General features: G+C 68.8%; 13 protein-coding genes. 7 read left to right on the forward strand and 6 right to left on the reverse strand.

Annotated features, from left to right (window positions below; genetic code table 11):
- Window positions 1-5 precede the first annotated feature (5 nt).
- A complete protein-coding gene (locus HQ314_RS15140; RefSeq protein ID WP_222638621.1) occupies window positions 6-890 on the reverse strand; it encodes an ABC transporter permease in 885 nt (294 codons plus the stop codon).
- Window positions 887-3,775 carry an alpha/beta fold hydrolase gene (locus tag HQ314_RS15145; RefSeq protein ID WP_222650466.1) on the reverse strand — a complete coding sequence of 963 codons (2,889 nt, stop codon included), beginning with the start codon at window positions 3,773-3,775 and terminating at the stop codon, window positions 887-889. The genes HQ314_RS15140 and HQ314_RS15145 overlap by 4 nt, the downstream gene beginning before the upstream one ends.
- Before the next feature lie 127 nt (window positions 3,776-3,902).
- Between HQ314_RS15145 and HQ314_RS15150 the strand changes: the two genes are divergently transcribed.
- Complete coding sequence (locus tag HQ314_RS15150) at window positions 3,903-4,355, forward strand: universal stress protein (protein WP_027506754.1); 453 nt, start codon at window positions 3,903-3,905, stop codon at window positions 4,353-4,355.
- A 56-nt stretch (window positions 4,356-4,411) separates the two neighbouring features.
- Here HQ314_RS15150 and HQ314_RS15155 read toward each other — a convergent pair whose 3' ends face one another.
- From HQ314_RS15155 to HQ314_RS15165, 3 genes are all read right to left on the reverse strand, one after another.
- On the reverse strand, window positions 4,412-6,697 hold the full coding sequence (locus HQ314_RS15155) for an ATP-binding domain-containing protein (RefSeq protein ID WP_222638620.1): 2,286 nt from the start codon (window positions 6,695-6,697) through the stop codon (window positions 4,412-4,414).
- Between the two features lie 155 nt (window positions 6,698-6,852).
- On the reverse strand, window positions 6,853-7,875 hold the full coding sequence (locus HQ314_RS15160) for a DoxX family protein (protein WP_222650467.1): 1,023 nt from the start codon (window positions 7,873-7,875) through the stop codon (window positions 6,853-6,855).
- Between the two features lie 159 nt (window positions 7,876-8,034).
- A complete protein-coding gene (locus HQ314_RS15165; RefSeq protein WP_056447965.1) occupies window positions 8,035-8,724 on the reverse strand; it encodes an MBL fold metallo-hydrolase in 690 nt (229 codons plus the stop codon).
- A gap of 210 nt (window positions 8,725-8,934) precedes the next feature.
- Here HQ314_RS15165 and uvrA point away from each other — a divergent pair, with 210 nt between their 5' ends.
- Window positions 8,935-11,853 (forward strand): excinuclease ABC subunit UvrA, encoded by a 2,919-nt coding sequence (uvrA, locus tag HQ314_RS15170; protein WP_222650468.1) that lies wholly within the window; start codon window positions 8,935-8,937, stop codon window positions 11,851-11,853.
- Window positions 11,854-11,872: 19 nt separating this feature from the next.
- Here uvrA and HQ314_RS15175 read toward each other — a convergent pair whose 3' ends face one another.
- The gene (locus HQ314_RS15175; protein WP_231476444.1) at window positions 11,873-12,265 is read right to left on the reverse strand and encodes a DUF1844 domain-containing protein; all 393 of its coding nucleotides are present in this window, start codon (window positions 12,263-12,265) and stop codon (window positions 11,873-11,875) included.
- 501 nt (window positions 12,266-12,766) lie between these two features.
- Here HQ314_RS15175 and infC point away from each other — a divergent pair.
- The 5 genes from infC to pheS all read left to right on the forward strand — a co-directional run bounded on the left by infC (window position 12,767) and on the right by pheS (window position 16,130).
- Window positions 12,767-13,444: a translation initiation factor IF-3 gene (gene infC, locus HQ314_RS15180; RefSeq protein WP_082544654.1), complete on the forward strand. Its 678-nt coding sequence runs from the start codon at window positions 12,767-12,769 to the stop codon at window positions 13,442-13,444.
- Window positions 13,445-13,494: 50 nt separating this feature from the next.
- The gene (rpmI, locus tag HQ314_RS15185) at window positions 13,495-13,689 is read left to right on the forward strand and encodes a 50S ribosomal protein L35 (RefSeq protein ID WP_027506747.1); all 195 of its coding nucleotides are present in this window, start codon (window positions 13,495-13,497) and stop codon (window positions 13,687-13,689) included.
- Window positions 13,690-13,736: 47 nt separating this feature from the next.
- Window positions 13,737-14,126: a 50S ribosomal protein L20 gene (gene rplT, locus HQ314_RS15190; RefSeq protein ID WP_027506746.1), complete on the forward strand. Its 390-nt coding sequence runs from the start codon at window positions 13,737-13,739 to the stop codon at window positions 14,124-14,126.
- Window positions 14,126-14,965 (forward strand): RNA methyltransferase, encoded by an 840-nt coding sequence (locus HQ314_RS15195; RefSeq protein WP_037186780.1) that lies wholly within the window; start codon window positions 14,126-14,128, stop codon window positions 14,963-14,965. The genes rplT and HQ314_RS15195 overlap by 1 nt, the downstream gene beginning before the upstream one ends.
- Window positions 14,966-15,035: 70 nt before the next feature.
- A complete protein-coding gene (gene pheS / locus HQ314_RS15200) occupies window positions 15,036-16,130 on the forward strand; it encodes a phenylalanine--tRNA ligase subunit alpha (RefSeq protein WP_081821415.1) in 1,095 nt (364 codons plus the stop codon).
- Window positions 16,131-16,147 lie beyond the last annotated feature (17 nt).

Below are 16,147 nucleotides of genomic sequence, written 5' to 3' on the forward strand. Positions count from 1 at the left end.
CGTCGTCAGCTCGTGATGTCCTTCGTCGCGAATCGTCGCCACGCGATGATGCCGAAGATCGTGGCGTACGCGAGCGAGGAGAAGGCGCCGTCGAGCAGGTCGTTCCACGACAGCGTCGGTGACAGCACGCCCGTCCACGACGTCGAGTAGTGGCCGGGCAACAGGTTGCGCAGTGATCCCAGTGCCGTGATCTGATCGAGGATCTGGGCCACGATCGACACCATCACCGTGCCGCCGACCGCGCCCAGGGGCGCGTCGGTGGACACCGACAGGGCGAGTGCCAGCCCGGCCACCCACGTCAGATTGATCGCGATGAAGACGACGCCGATCGCGAGCCTCCCGATCGACAGCCCGAACGACAGGGCATCGCCGAAGGGTGACACCAGCGACCCCAGGCCGTACAGCACGCTGCCCAGGATGAGCGACACCCCCACGAGCGTGAGCAGCGCGGCGAGCGACAGGATCGCCGACACCAGGGCCTTCTGTCGCAGCAGCCGACCTCGCGGAACAGGAACCGCGAGCAGGTAGCGCAGACTCGACCACGATGCCTCGCTGGCGATCGCGTCGCCGAAGAACAGCGCCACCACCACGATCAGCAGGAATCCCACCGACACGAACAGGGCGAAGACGAGAAAGTTCACCCCGCTCTGCGTGCCCAGGTCGATGAGGCTCCCGCTGGCGGTGTCGGAGTCCGACCCGCCCACCGTGAACGCGATGGCCATGATGACGGGCAGCAACGCGAGGAAGCCCAGGGACAACTGGGTTCTCCGCCGCGTGAACTGCCGCGTCAGCTCGGTCCGTAGCGACAGCGTGCCCGCGGGGGTGTACCCCGCGACCCGGCCGTCCGGATGCGCCGCGGCGGTGGTCGTCGGTCGACTGTCGGCGCTCATGTGGTCGTTCCGTTCCCCGAGGATGCTTCCGCCGCATGACGGAGTCGGTCGGTGTCGTCGTGCACGAGGTCGAGGAAGACGTCCTCGAGTCGTGTCGATCGCGACGCGGAGGAGACGCCGATACCGGCGCCCACCAACGTCCGCACCACCATCGCGGGATCGAGCACTCCGAGCTGCGCCTTGATCGCGCCCTCCGGTTCCGCCTCGACGACCTCGCCCATGCCGTCGATGCCTCGCAGCACCGAGACGGCATCGGCGGGCCGATCGACACGGAACTCCAGCGGACCGCTCGCGCCGATCAGATCGTCGACCGTCCCGGAGCTGATGACGACGCCCTTGTTCATGACGACGACGTGCGTGCAGGTCTGCTCGACCTCTGCCAGCAGGTGGCTGCTGACCAGGACCGTGCGTCCCGTCTGCGCGTAGCGGATGAGGACGTCGCGCATGGTGCGGATCTGGGGCGGGTCGAGCCCGTTGGTGGGTTCGTCCAGGACCATGAGGTCCGGGAGTCCGAGCATCGCCTGCGCGATGGCGAGCCGTTGCCGCATGCCCTGGCTGTACGACCGGACCTTGCGGTGGATCGCCGTGCCGAGGTCGGCGATCTCGAGTGCCTCCTCGAGATGGGCGTCCTCCGCCGGTCGGCCGGTCGCCTTCCAGTACAGGTCCAGGTTCTCCATCCCCGAGAGATGGGGAAGGAATCCGGACCCCTCGACGAAGGAACCGAGTCGGGACAGGACCGGCGCCCCCGGAGAGACCAGGTGCCCGAAGACCCGGATCTCGCCGCTGGAGGGCGTGATGAGGCCCATCAGCATGCGCAGCGTGGTGGTCTTGCCGGCGCCGTTGGGGCCGAGGAGCCCGAGCACCTGCCCCGCGCCGACGCGGAACGACACGCCGTCCACCGCGCGGAAGCCGTTGGAGTAGCTCTTCGCGAGATCGGTGATCACCAGCGGGACGTCCACCAGCGACTCGTCCACCTCGGCGACGGTGCGACGCCGGGAGATGAACGATGCGAGAGCGACGAGGGCGGCGACCAGCACGGCGAGCCCCGCGATGCCCACGACGGGGACCCACGGGAACGTCGACTCCGCGTTCTCGGCGGGTACCTCGGGCAGCGCGAGCGTGGCGTCGGAGAGTGTGACCGACACCGCCGCGGGCTCGAGCGGGACGGCGTAGGCCTGGTCGGTGGTGGAGAACGCCACCTCGACGCGATTCCCGGCGGCGACCTGGTACGCCATGCCCGGCAACGTGACGCTCACCGTGGAGGGCTGGTCGGACGGGGGGACCCGCACCGCGGACACCAGGCCGTTGGGCAGAGTGCGTCGACCGTCGTCGGACACGTCGTACAGCTTGGCGAAGAGCACGGTGCCGCTCGGCGAGGTGGTCGGACCGACGGTGACGGACACCGACGACGTACCGACGATCGTGTACGACGAGTCGAGCGGCTCCGTGACGAACGACGCGGTCTGTCCCGGGATGTCGCCCGTCAGGAGTGCGCTCGCGGCCCCGCCGAGCCCGGCCGCGGCGCCGCCGAGGACCGAGGCGGAGCCGACCCCGGGCAGAGACGTGAGAGCAGCCGGGGACCCACCGGGCGGCCGGACGACGGTCTGAGTGTCGTTGCCGGTGGCCGAGGTGAGCGGGAAGTCCTGGCGTTCGGTCGGAGTGGCGTCCGAGAGCCCCGGATACGCGGCGGCGGTGAGCATGCGAGCCCGATCGCCCTGGTCGGTCGGATCGCCCGCCAACGCGTACGTGAACGCCGAATCGGCGCGCGGGGAGTCGGTCCCGTCCCCGATCAGATGCTGCACCAGGAAGTCCGCGACCGCACCGTCCGCGGTGGCGTCGGTCCCGCCGGCATCGTGGCCGCCGTCGAACCACCGCACCTGGACCGAGCCACCGGCCGCCGCGATCTGCCGCGCGGTGGCGTCGGCCTGGTCGAGTCCGAAGAGGGTGTCGCGCTGGCCCTGCACGAGCAGGGTGGGTGCGGTGATCGAGGAGGCGAACGACCGGGGCGAGCGCGCACGCAGCAGTTCGCTGGTGGCCTCGGACGGTTGTCCGCTCACCGCGGACTCCGCGTACGCGAGACACACCTGGAGGGCGAACCGGCCGCATGCTCCAGCGGGGGCGGTCGATGTCGGAGCGTCGCCGGCTCCACCGGGAGCGGGGGCCGCACCGGCGCCGAAGAAGATGCCGGCCCAGCCGCGCTTCAGGACGCCGGCGTCGCTGCCCTCGGACACGGCGGGTGTCGGTGCCTGCGACGACGGCTCGGCCACCGAGTAGTTGGGAAAGAGGGACTGGTTCAGGTCGTTCCACGTGATCGAGGCGGCGTCCGCGTCGATGCGAGGATCGGTTCCGGCCGCCATGAGCGCGAGCGCGCCGCCGTAGGAACCACCGGCGACGCCGACCCGAGGGTCACCCGGGGAATCGAGTTGCACCTCGGGGCGAGTGGCCAGGTAGTCGATCAGCCCGCGAGCGTCGGCCACCTCACGATCGGGATCGTTGAGGCCGATGCTGCCGGTGCTGAGGCCGAAGCCGCGCGCGCTGTACGCGAGGACTACGAGCCCTCGCGACGCGAGATCCCGTGCCTGGGCGGCCACCGAGTTCTTGTCGCCGCCGAAGCCGTGGGCCAACAACACCGCCGGTACGGGCCCGTCCGTGTCCGGCAGGTACAGCGTCGTGTCGATGTCGACGGTGGCACTGCTGCCCGGACTCTCCGGCAGTGTGCGGACGGCGTCCTCGGTCCGCACCGACGACGCGGAACCGTTCGAGTCGCGCAGAAGTGCGAACGACGCCACGGCGAGGGCGAGGACGACGAGCACCGCGACGACGACGATCACCGGTCGTCCGAGCGTCGAGGCGCGTCCGGGCAACCGGAATCGGGGTCGTGGCATTACTTCAATGTATGCGAGGGGAGAGACACGTGCTTTCGACCGGAAGCCGCGTCGGGCGGTCGCCGCTGCGACTAATGTCTCGAATCGACACTCGATGATCGTCGGGACATGACCACTGGAGGAATGTATGAGCGCTTACCGCAACGTCGTCGTCGGAACCGATGGCTCCGATTCGTCACTGCGGGCCGTGGAGAAGGCGGCAGCGCTGTCGGGCGATTCCGCCGCGACGCTCTACATCGCGTGTGCGTACTACCCGGCGGACTCGAAGGCGTCCTCGCAGGACGCGGACGCACTGAAGGACGACGCGTACCAGATCACGGGATCCGCTCCGACACAGGAGATTCTGCGTGTCGCGCGAGAGCGTGCGGTGGCGGCCGGCGCCTCGTCGATCGAGGAGCGTCCCGTGGTGGGCAACCCCGTCGACTCGCTGCTCGAGCTCGTCGGCGAGGTGAAGGCGGATCTGCTCGTGGTGGGAAACCGTGGACTGAACTCGCTCACCGGCCGCCTGCTCGGCTCGGTTCCGTCCGATGCGGCTCGCAAGGCGCGCTGCGACGTGTTGATCGTGCACACCACGCACTGACGCTCGAACCACCGCTGGATGCCGTCACGGCACGATCCGTTCGTGCCGTGACGGCATCACTGCGTCACGGGGGCGATGGGTCCCATCACGTCCGGTAGCGGCGATGTGTGGACGATTCCCAGCCGCTGTGTCGCGCGCGTGAGCGCGACGTACAGATCGTTCAGGCCGCGGGCCGAGTCGTCCACGATCCGTGCGGGTTCCACGATGAGCACCGAGTCGAACTCGAGTCCCTTCGCGTCGCGCACCGTGCACACCCGGACGTCGTCGGCCCCCAGGTGTGCGAGCCGCGCGGCGATGTCCGCGGGTGCCAGCACCGCCGACATCCCCGGGCGCGGATGCGCGGCGACGTGGCGTTCGACCGCCGACACCAGATCGTCCTCCGTGACTCGATGCGCCCACGGCGTCTCACCGTTGTCCCGCACCGACCGCGGGATCGATGCGGCCGGGTCGAGCGTCGAGAGAACTCGCCGGGCGATCTCCATGATCGCCGCGGGGGTGCGGTAGTTCACGGTGAGTTCGGTCAGCTTCCACCGTTGCGCCACATAGGGGCCCAGGACGTCCTGCCAGGACGAGGCACCCGCCGTGTCGCCCGTCTGGGCCACGTCGCCCACGAGGGTCATCCATCGATTGGGTATGCGGCGCATGACCATCCGCCACGCCATCTGCGAGAGTTCCTGCGCCTCGTCGACGATGACGTGGCCGTAGGTCCACGTGCGGTCGCCGGCCGCGCGTTCGGCCGCCGTCAACCGGCGTCCGTGCCCCTGACGCTGGGCGAGTCTGTCGGCGTCGATGAGGTCGTACGCCATGAGGATCTCCGGATCGAGTTCGTCCTCGAGATCCTGCGGTGCCGATCCGGTCAGGATGTCGAGAGCGCCCTGGGCGTCCTCGATCTGGGCGCGCCAGCGACGCTGTTCCCGTTCGCGTTCCGCAGCGTCGTCGATACCCAGGAGCTCGGCGAGCTCGTCGAGCAGGGGAGCGTCGGCACCGCTGAAGCGTCCGTCGTCCGACCGTTCGAGGGCGGCACGGTCCTCGGGGTCCCACCCCGGTGCGGCCGTCCGCAGCCGTTCGGCCGAGGCCAGCAGCCCGGCGAGAACGTCCTGGGCGGACAGCTCCGGCCACAGTGCGCCGATCGCACCCATCAGTTCGGGGCTCTCCCGCATCTCGTCGCGGATGTCGGCTATGTCGTCACGGCTCAGCAGATTCGACCCGTCGAGCACGTCACCGCCCACGATGGCGGCGAACTGGTCGGCGAGCAGATCGATCATGGTGGACACGAAGATCGGTCGAGCGAGGTTGTGGGGTCGACGCGAGGACCGCGCTCGTCCCCGCGCGCGCGTGACCATCTTGCGGTCGATCCGCAATGTGTAGGTGTCGAAGTCGACCGACACCGGCTCCGACGGAAGTTCCTGACGGTCGCGCACGGCGGCGATCAGGACGTCGACGATGTCGAGGGAGCCCTTGAGTTCCGCCGCGCGCGCGGAGTCCTCGCGGCTCGCGTCGACACCCGGGTACAGATCCCCGATGGTCGACAGCAGCACCCCCGTCTCGCCCAGGGAGGGCAGCACCTGGCCGATGTAGTCCAGGAAGGTGCTGTTCGGTCCGATGATCAGCACGCCGCTCTTGTCCAGCTGCTTGCGGTACGTGTACAGCAGGTAGGCGGCGCGATGCAGGGCCACCGCCGTCTTGCCGGTGCCGGGACCACCCTGCACCACCAGGACGCTGCGATGCGTGGACCGGATGATGTCGTCCTGCTCGCGCTGGATGGTCTCGACGATGTCGTTCATCTGTCCCGTGCGTGCGGCGTTGAGCGCGGACAGCAGAGCGCTCTCTCCAGCGACACCGTCCGATCCGGTGGCGACGCCGGCGTCCTGCGCCGTCCGGAGGTCCAGGTACTCGTCCGCCACCCCGGTGACGCGACGACTGCGCGTCCGGATGTGGCGACGGCGTACGACGCCCTCGGGGGCGGCGGGCGTGGCGAGATAGAACGGGCGGGCCAGCGGGGCGCGCCAGTCGTAGAGCAACGACTGGTAGTCGTCGTCCTCGTCGAGGATGCCGACACGGCCGATGTAGCGCGGCGCGTCGTCCTCGACGTCGATCCGGCCGAAGCACAGACCGTTCTCGGACGCGTCGTACTTCGCGATGTCGTCGTTGTAGAGAGCCGAGTAGGACTCGCGTTCGCTGCGCGCCTGCGGTGTCCCGCCCGTCTGGAGCAGGACGGCGCTCAGCCGGGACCGTGCATAGGTCCGCAGAGCGTCGAGGCGGTCGTAGAGCAGGGTGACGCGCTGTTGTTCCTGATCGAGGTCGGCGTCGTGCAGATCTGTCGGGGTGCCCTGATCCGGCACATGGTCTCCTGTACGCGAGTGGGGCGGGGTGACGAGGGCGGTCGTGCACCTCTCGGCGGCGCACGGAAGCGCCAGAAAAGTCTACGGGCTCCCGACGGCAACGGCCGGTGCCCCCGATCTCTCGGGAACACCGGCCGTGTGCTGCGGGGAAAAGATCAGAGGTACTGGTGCACCGTGCCCTCGACGCGGGCCCGTGCCTCCTTGGCGCGCTTCTCGGCGTCCTTGAGCGAGGCCTGCAGCTGCTTCTGCGCGTCCTTCCTGGTGGACTTGTACTGCTTCTTGTACTCCTTGCGCGCTGCGTCGAACTGCTTGCGCGCGTCCTTGCCGGACTTCTTGGCCTGCTTGCGGGCCTTCTTGCCGTACTTCTCCGCCAGATCGCTGCCGTCGGCCTTGGCCTTCTCGGCCAGCTCGGCACCGCGGGACGCGGCTATCTCGGCGTACTTGCTGCCGCGATCCTGGGCGACGTCGGCGAACTCGGATGCGCGTGCAGCGGCCAGATCGGCCCACTTGGCACTGCGCTCCTTCGCCAGCTCGGCGAGCTTGCCGCCGCGATCCTGGGCGACGTCCGCCAGCTCGGCGCCACGCTGCGAGGCGATCTCGACGAGCGGCTGTGCGCGCTCGGCGGCGACGCCCGCGAGCTCCTTGGCGCGCTCGCCGGCGTGGGCGAGCGTCTCGGAGCTGTCCGAGGAGGACACCAGCGGGAGGGCGCCGGCGACGGCGACCTTGGCCGACTTGGCCGCCTTGCGACCGCGCCAGGCGACGGACGGCTTGCCCTCGGTGTCGACGGCGGCGATGAGCAGGCCGCCGAGGAGGCTGACGTTCTTGATGAACTGGGTGCGCTGCAGCGCCTTCGCCTGCGGGTCCGTCTCGTTCCAGAAGGAGTGACCCGCGAGGGTCGTCGGGACGAGGCTGCCCGCGAGCACGGTGGACGCGAGGCGCGGCGCCCGACCGGTCGCGAGAAGGAATCCGCCGCCGATCTGCACCGCGGCGTTGATCTTGACCAGCGTCTCGGGGTCGGAGGGAACGTTCTGCGTCACCTCGTCGGGAAGGGCGTCCTGGCTCTTCTCGATCAGAGGCTTCGCGGCCTGAGCCCTTCCGGCGGGGTTGCGCAGCGCATCCACGCCTCCTGCGATGAAGATGGATGCGAGCATCGGTCGGGCGATCCGGCGGACAATCACTGAGCCTCCTGCGTTGCGGCTTGTGGGGGACTGCTCTGGCTGCACGAGTGCGGTTGTTCACGCCCATGACATGCATGTGACGCTCTCGAACTGTATCCATACCCCCCGCCCCGGCGATTGAATCGCGGGGCGGGCGGGGGACCGGATCGTGGTGACGGATCACCAGCCGCGGGTCCGCCATTCGTGAAGGTGAGGACGTTCCGAGCCCAGCGTCGTGTCCTTGCCGTGGCCCGGGTAGACGACCGTTCGATCGTCGTAGCGACCGAAGATCCGCGATTCCACGTCGTCCAGCAGCGACACGAAGTTCGCCTCTCCGTCGGTCTTGCCGACGCCGCCGGGGAAGAGCGAGTCGCCGGTGAACAGGTGCACGACGCCGCTCTCGGGGTCCGTGAGCGCCAGCGCGATCGACCCGGGAGTGTGGCCGCGGAGGTGGATCACGTCGAGGGTGACGTCGCCGACCTGCACGGAGTCGCCGTCGTCGAGCAGGCGGGTGGGGGCGACGGGGAGCGGTTCCGCATCGAGCGGATGTGCCGCCGACGGGGCGCCCGTCGCCGATGCGACGTCCTCGAGTGCCTGCCAGTGGTCGAAGTGCTGGTGCGTCGTGACGATCAGCGAGACCTCGGGTGCCACGTGGTCGACGACGGCGCGCAGCGTCGGAGCGTCGTTCGCGGCGTCGACGAGCAGCGATCGGCCCGTCCGGGAACAGATGACGAGGTAGGCGTTGTTGTCCATCGGGCCCACCGAGGTCTTCACGATCGTGGCGTGCGACAGGGTCCGGCGCTGCGAGCCCGTCCCCACGGACACCTCGCCGGTGTAGTCGTCGGAGATCGTCGGTGCATTCTCGGTCATGAGCGTGAGATTACCCACGATGACCGGTCGTGAGCCGGGCGCGGAGCCCGTCGGCCGGTCGAGTCTGTCGGACCTCGGGCATATGGTCGTCGAAGCCTGTCGTGTCCGAACACGACATGTCCGACGAAGAGTGGGCAGTTCACGCGGTCGACGAGAGAGTCGACGCAGCACGTTGCACGGCCGTGGGCCGTGACGAAGGAGAGGACAACCGTGGCGGATCGCCTGGTAGTGCAGGGCGCACGCGAACACAATCTCAAGGGCGTCGACATCGATCTGCCCCGGGACAGTCTCATCGTGTTCACCGGTCTGTCCGGGTCGGGCAAGTCGAGCCTGGCGTTCGACACCATCTTCGCCGAGGGTCAGCGCCGCTACGTCGAGTCGCTCTCGGCCTACGCGCGCCAGTTCCTGGGCCAGATGGACAAGCCGGACGTCGACTTCATCGAGGGCCTCTCGCCCGCGGTCTCGATCGATCAGAAGTCGACCAACCGCAACCCGCGGTCCACGGTCGGCACCATCACCGAGGTCTACGACTACCTGCGCCTGCTCTACGCACGCGCCGGCACGGCGCACTGCCCGCAGTGCGGTGAGCGCATCGCCAAGCAGTCGCCCCAGCAGATCGTCGACCAGGTGCTCGCGATGGAGGAGGGCCTGCGTTTCCAGGTGCTCGCTCCTGTCGTGCGCACCCGCAAGGGCGAGTTCGTCGATCTCTTCGAGCAGCTCAACACGCAGGGTTACTCGCGTATCCGCGTCGACGGCACCGTGCACCAGCTCACCGATCCGCCCAAGCTGAAGAAGCAGGACAAGCACGACATCGAGGTGGTGGTCGACCGCCTGACCGTCAAGGCGTCGTCCAAGCAGCGGCTCACCGACTCGGTGGAGACCGCGCTGCGCCTCGCCGACGGCATCCTGGTGCTCGACTTCGTCGACCGCGAGGAGAACGCCGCCGACCGTGAGCGCCGGTTCTCCGAGCGTCTGGCGTGCCCCAACGGGCACCCGCTGTCCGTCGACGAACTCGAACCCCGCGCGTTCTCGTTCAACTCGCCCTACGGCGCGTGCCCCGAGTGTGCGGGACTCGGCATCCGCAAGGAGGTCGACCCCGAACTGGTGGTTCCGGATCCCGATCTGAGCCTGGCGGACGGCGCCATCGCGCCGTGGTCCATGGGCCAGACGTCCGAGTACTTCGGCCGGCTGCTGTCCGGGCTCGCCGACGACATGGGCTTCGACATCGACACACCGTGGCGGAAGCTGCCGGCCAAGGTGAAGCGTGCCGTCCTCGAAGGCAGCGAGCATCAGGTGCACGTCCGCTACAAGAACCGGTACGGACGCACCCGGTCCTACTACGCCGAGTTCGAGGGCGTCATGCCCTTCCTGCACCGTCGGATGGATCAGACCGAGTCGGAGCAGATGAAGGAGCGCTACGACGGCTACATGCGGGAGGTCGACTGCCCGGTGTGCGAGGGTGCCCGCCTGCGCCCCGAGATCCTGTCCGTGACCATCGCCGCGGGCGATTTCGGGGACAAGTCCATCGCCGACGTGTGTGCACTGTCCATCTCGGAGTGCTCGAACTTCCTCAACACGCTGACGCTCGGTCCGCGTGAGGAGGCCATCGCCGGCCAGGTGCTCAAGGAGATCCAGGCCCGCCTCGGCTTCCTGCTGGACGTGGGACTCGAGTACCTCACGCTGTCGCGCGCGGCAGGAACGCTGTCGGGCGGCGAGGCGCAGCGCATCCGCCTGGCGACGCAGATCGGCAGTGGTCTCGTCGGAGTCCTGTACGTGCTGGACGAGCCGTCCATCGGCCTCCACCAGCGGGACAACCGCCGGCTCATCGACACGCTCACGCGGCTGCGCAACCTCGGCAACACGCTCATCGTCGTCGAGCACGACGAGGACACCATTCGCACGTCCGACTGGGTCGTCGACATCGGCCCGCTCGCCGGTGAGCGCGGCGGACGTGTCGTGCACAGCGGAACCTACGAGACGCTTCTCACCAACGCGGAGAGCCTCACCGGGGCGTACCTCTCGGGTCGCTCGGCCATCGATGTCCCGGCGGTACGTCGCCCGATCGATCCCAAGCGCAAGATCTCCGTGATCGGTGCCCGGGAGCACAACCTGCAGGACATCGACGTCAGCTTCCCGCTGGGAGTGCTCACCTCCGTGACGGGCGTGTCGGGATCGGGCAAGTCCACGCTGGTCAACGACATCCTGGCGACGGTGATGGCGAACAAGCTCAACGGCGCTCGTCAGGTACCCGGTCGGCACACCCGCGTCAACGGCCTCGACCAGCTGGACAAGCTGGTCCGGGTCGACCAGTCACCCATCGGCCGTACGCCGCGGTCCAACGCGGCCACCTACACCGGGGTGTTCGACAAGATCAGGACACTGTTCGCCGCGACGACCGAGGCCAAGATCCGTGGCTACCAGCCGGGTCGGTTCTCCTTCAACGTGAAGGGCGGCCGGTGCGAGGCGTGCTCGGGTGACGGCACCCTGAAGATCGAGATGAACTTCCTGCCGGACGTCTACGTGCCGTGCGAGGTGTGCCACGGTGCCCGGTACAACCGGGAGACGCTCGAGGTCCACTACAAGGGCAAGACCATCGCCGAGGTGCTGAACATGCCCATCGAGGAGGCGGCCGACTTCTTCGAACCGATCACCTCGATCCACCGGTACCTCAAGACGCTGAACGAGGTGGGCCTGGGCTATGTCCGTCTGGGGCAGCCGGCCACCACGCTGTCCGGCGGCGAGGCGCAGCGTGTGAAGCTGGCCGCAGAGCTGCAGAAGCGCTCCATGGGACGCACGGTGTACATCCTCGACGAGCCGACCACGGGTCTGCACTTCGAGGACATCCGCAAGCTGTTGCTGGTGATCAACGGTCTGGTGGACAAGGGCAACACCGTCATCGTCATCGAGCACAACCTGGACGTCATCAAGACGTCCGACTGGGTCATCGACATGGGACCCGAGGGCGGATCCGGCGGCGGAACGATGGTGGCCGAGGGCACTCCCGAGCAGATCGCCGCCGTGCCCGAGAGCTACACCGGCAAGTTCCTGCAGGAGTCTCTCGACGCCGCCTCGACCCCACCGGTCCCGGTCAAGCGGACCCGCAAGCGCAAGCCTGTCGCGGTCTCCTGACCGGGCCGTCGCGTGACGGTCAGTGGACGGGCCCGGTGTACTTCTCGCCGGGCCCGGCGCCGGGCGCGTCCGGGTGCGCCGACTGCTCGCGGAACGCCTTCTGCAGTGCCTGCAGCCCTTCGCGGATGGGGCCGGCGTGCGGCCCCAGGTACTCCACGGAGGCCGTGACCAGTCCGGCGAGTGCGGTGATCACGCGTCTCGCCTCGTCGAGGTCGAGGTGGGGGCTGTCGGACGGATCCGCGTCGGAGAGTCCCAGCTTCTCGGCGGCGGAGCTCATGAGCATGACCGCGGCGCGGCTGATGACCTCGATCGCAGGGACGTCGGCCAGTTCACGCACGTCCGGCTCGAGCTGCGGCGCATCGCCCTCCACCTGGGGAGCACCGGCCTGAACGGCATCATCGGGGGTCGTCATGACATCAGACGATGCCACGATGCGCCGACACCGACGTCCCCGCCCGGTGCGTGACCGGACGGATTCGGTCCGCGAGGGCACCTGGTGTTATTCTTCTTTCCACGACCGCCTTCAGGTGTGTCCGTGTCGGCGCGTGAGTGCCGGGCACGGATGCGGAACCCGGAGGCAGCAAGTGGAGTCCGACTCCCACCACCGCACGGTTCGCCGGGCAGTGGTTCCGGTCCTTCCCAGCCACATCGGGAAGTGGTGCGCTTCGTCGACGAGACGAGGTGGCCCGCGGATGGTGACATCCGTCGACCGGTCGGTACCGGACCCCGCTGCTCGCGATTTTGATCGTGAGCGACGGGGTTTTCGTCGTTCGGAAGGTTCCCGCGGGAACAAATCGGGTGGCCACGGTGTCGAGGTAGACGGAGAGCACGAGCGCCGGTGTGGAGCGCGTAGGACGGCGCACCGCATCGGGTCGAGCACCACCATCCGTCACCGCACTACCGAGGAGGCCCCATCAGCACTGAGACCCGCATCAACGATCGCATCCGAGTTCCCGAAGTCCGACTCGTCGGACCTGGCGGTGAACAGGTGGGGATCGTGCGTGTTGAAGATGCACTCCGCCTGGCTGTCGAAGCCGATCTCGACCTCGTCGAGGTCGCACCCGACGCCCGTCCGCCGGTCTGCAAGATCATGGACTACGGCAAGTTCAAGTACGAAGCCGCGCAGAAGGCTCGTGAGTCGCGCAAGAACCAGACGCTCACGGTCATCAAGGAGCAGAAGCTTCGTCCCAAGATCGACGACCACGACTACGAGACGAAGAAGGGCCATGTCGTCCGCTTCCTCGAGGCCGGGTCCAAGGTCAAGGTGACCATCATGTTCCGTGGACGCGAGCAGTCGCGGCCCGAACTCGGTTACCGCCTCCTGCAGCGCCTGGGCGCCGACGTCGCCGAGCACGGCTTCGTCGAGACCTCGGCCAAGCAGGACGGCCGCAACATGACGATGGTCCTGGCTCCGCACAAGGGCGCCAAGACCAGGGCGAAGGCAGCGGAGGCGTCCAACGCACCGCGCGCCACCGTGCCGCCGCCGGCCTCCGCGCCGACTGCTGCACCCGCCGCCGAGGCGACACCGCCGGCACCCGCTGCTCCGCAGACGCCGGCGACGCCGCAGGCACCAGCCACACCGAGCGCCTGAGCGCTCGGATCCACCAGCACCACCGACCGAAGTAACAGAACTGAGGACTCATGCCCAAGTCGAAGACTCACAGCGGCACCGCGAAGCGATTCAAGGTGTCCGGTAGCGGAAAGATCCTGCGCCAGAAGGCCGGCCGCCGCCACCTGCTCGAGCACAAGTCCTCGCGCGTGACGCGTCGCCTCGACGGCAAGGCCGTCGTCAGCCCCAACGACGTTCCCCGCGTCAAGCGGCTTCTCGGTCTCTGATCTCTTTCCCACCCGGGCCCTAGGCCCCTCTACGACAGGATTCACCAGTGGCACGCGTGAAAAGGGCGGTCAACGCCCAGAAGAAGCGTCGTTCGATTCTCGAGGCGTCCAGCGGATACCGCGGGCAGCGTTCGCGTCTCTACACCAAGGCGAAGGAGCAGCAGCTCCACTCGCTCACCTACGCGTACCGCGATCGCCGCGCTCGCAAGGGTGACTTCCGCAAGCTGTGGATCACGCGTATCAACGCGGCAGCTCGGGCGAACGACATCACGTACAACCGTTTCGTGCAGGGTCTGAAGATCGCCGAGGTCGAGGTCGACCGCAAGATCCTCGCCGAGCTCGCGGTCTCCGACGCTGCGGCGTTCACCGCACTCGTCGAGATCGCCAAGGCGGCACTGCCTGCCGACATCAACGCACCGGCCGGAGAAGCAGCCTGATCAGGCGCTTCGACGACACTCCGTCACGACCCGCGGCGCCGCTCACCGAGCGGACTCCGCGGGTCGTTTCGGCTGTCAAGCTGCAGCGCGGCGTCGAACGTCGGCGAACCGGCCTCTTCCTCGCGGAGGGAGAGAACGCGGTGACCGAGGCGGTCGCCGCCGGTGTCGTGCGCGAGGTGTTCGCCACCGAGCGCTGGTTCGACGAGCACCGCGGACTGCTCGAGGCGTCGGCCGCGGCCGGTGCGCAGCCGCAGCTGATGACCGAGCGCGCGGCGAAATCGCTGTCGGACACCGTGACGCCGCCGGGAATCGTGGCCGTGTGCACGTCCGTCGTCGTCTCCCTGGCCGAGGCGTTGGCCGCGAACCCGTCACTCGTGACGGTCGTCGTCGACATCTCCGAGCCGGGCAACGCGGGCACCATCCTGCGCGTCTCGGACGCCGCCGGCGCCGGCGCGGTGATCTTCGCCGGGGACAGTGTCGATCCGCTGAACGGCAAGAGCGTCCGCGCGTCCGCCGGAAGTCTCTTCCATCTCCCCGTCGCACGGGAGCGTTCGGTGACGGCGGTACTCGACGCGGTCCGTGCGACCGGCGCCAGTCTGCTGGCGACGACCGTCGACGGTGAACTGGACCTCGACGACGCCGACGACGCGCTGGCCGGGCCCACCGCCTGGGTGTTCGGCAACGAGGCGCACGGGCTGTCCCGCGAGGTCGCGGCTGCTGCGGATCACCGGGTGCGCATTCCCATCCATGGCCGCGCCGAGAGTCTCAACCTCGCCACCGCGGCCGCCGTGTGTCTGTACGCCGGTGCGCGGGTGCAGCGCCGCGGGGGCACCGCCTAGGCTTTCCCCGCCGGGTTCTGCCCGGCGACCGTGAGGAGCACCGCGACAGAGGTGCTCGCCGATCGAGACGATGGAGTGTGTGGACGTGGAGCGCAACGAGGGTGAAGCGCAGGCCGATCAGGCCGCTGCCGACGCGGAGGCGCTGACCGACGCGGCGCTGGACGCAGCCGTCACCGAGGCCGAGTCCGCCTTCGCCGCCGCGTCCGACATCGACGCTCTGTCCGAGGCCAAGATCCACCACATCGGGAACAAGGCGCCCCTCGCGCTCGCACAGCGCGCGTTGGGCTCGCTGCCGAAGACCGAGCGGGCTGACGCCGGCAAGCGGGTCAAGGTGGCGCGTGACCGCGTGCGGATCGCGTTCGACGATCGTCGTGAGGTGCTGCTCGCCGAACGTGACGCGGCCGTGCTCGTCGCCGAGGCGATCGACGTGACCCTGCCGTCCGTCCGCCGCCCGGTGGGTGCCCGCCATCCCATCACCGTCATCGCCGATCAGGTCGCCGACGTCTTCGTGGCGATGGGGTGGGAGGTGGCCGAGGGCCCGGAGGTGGAGACCGAGCACTTCAACTTCGACGCGCTCAACTTCCTGCCCGACCATCCCGCGCGGACGATGCAGGACACGTTCCACGTCGCGCCCGAGGGGTCTCGTCAGGTGCTGCGCACGCACACCTCGCCGGTGCAGGTGCGGTCGATGCTCGAGCGCGACCTGCCGATCTACGTGGTGTGCCCCGGGCGCACGTTCCGTACGGACGAACTCGACGCGACGCACACGCCCGTCTTCCATCAGGTCGAGGGACTCGCCGTGGACAAGGGGCTCACGCTCGCCAATCTCCGCGGCACGCTCGACGCGTTCGCGCGTGCGTTGTTCGGCCCGGAGACGCGGACCCGGATGCGCCCCAACTACTTCCCGTTCACCGAGCCGTCCGCGGAGGTGGACGTGTGGTTCCCCCGCAAGAAGGGTGGAGCGGGCTGGGTCGAATGGGGTGGCTGCGGCATGGTGAATCCGAACGTGCTGCGCGCCTGTGGCGTCGACCCGGAGATCTACAGCGGGTTCGCCTTCGGTATGGGCCTCGAGCGAACGCTGCAGTTCCGCAACGACATTCCCGACATGCGCGACATCGTCGAGGGCGACGTGCGGTTCAGCCTGCCCTTCGGCGTGGCCGGCTGACGCTCGGCCCCTGCAGA

The sequence above is a fragment of the Rhodococcus sp. BP-332 genome, assembly GCF_019836065.1.
Lineage (GTDB): Bacteria > Actinomycetota > Actinomycetes > Mycobacteriales > Mycobacteriaceae > Rhodococcoides.

Coding starts and splice junctions, on each gene's coding strand:
- HQ314_RS15140 (WP_222638621.1), bottom strand. CDS start 890: ATGAGCGCCGACAGTCGACCGACGACCACCGCCGCGGCGCATCCGGAC.
- HQ314_RS15165 (WP_056447965.1), bottom strand. CDS start 8,724: ATGACCGAGAATGCACCGACGATCTCCGACGACTACACCGGCGAGGTG.
- HQ314_RS15150 (WP_027506754.1), top strand. CDS start 3,903: ATGAGCGCTTACCGCAACGTCGTCGTCGGAACCGATGGCTCCGATTCG.
- pheS (WP_081821415.1), top strand. CDS start 15,036: ATGGAGTGTGTGGACGTGGAGCGCAACGAGGGTGAAGCGCAGGCCGAT.
- rpmI (WP_027506747.1), top strand. CDS start 13,495: ATGCCCAAGTCGAAGACTCACAGCGGCACCGCGAAGCGATTCAAGGTG.
- HQ314_RS15145 (WP_222650466.1), bottom strand. CDS start 3,775: ATGCCACGACCCCGATTCCGGTTGCCCGGACGCGCCTCGACGCTCGGA.
- HQ314_RS15175 (WP_231476444.1), bottom strand. CDS start 12,265: ATGACGACCCCCGATGATGCCGTTCAGGCCGGTGCTCCCCAGGTGGAG.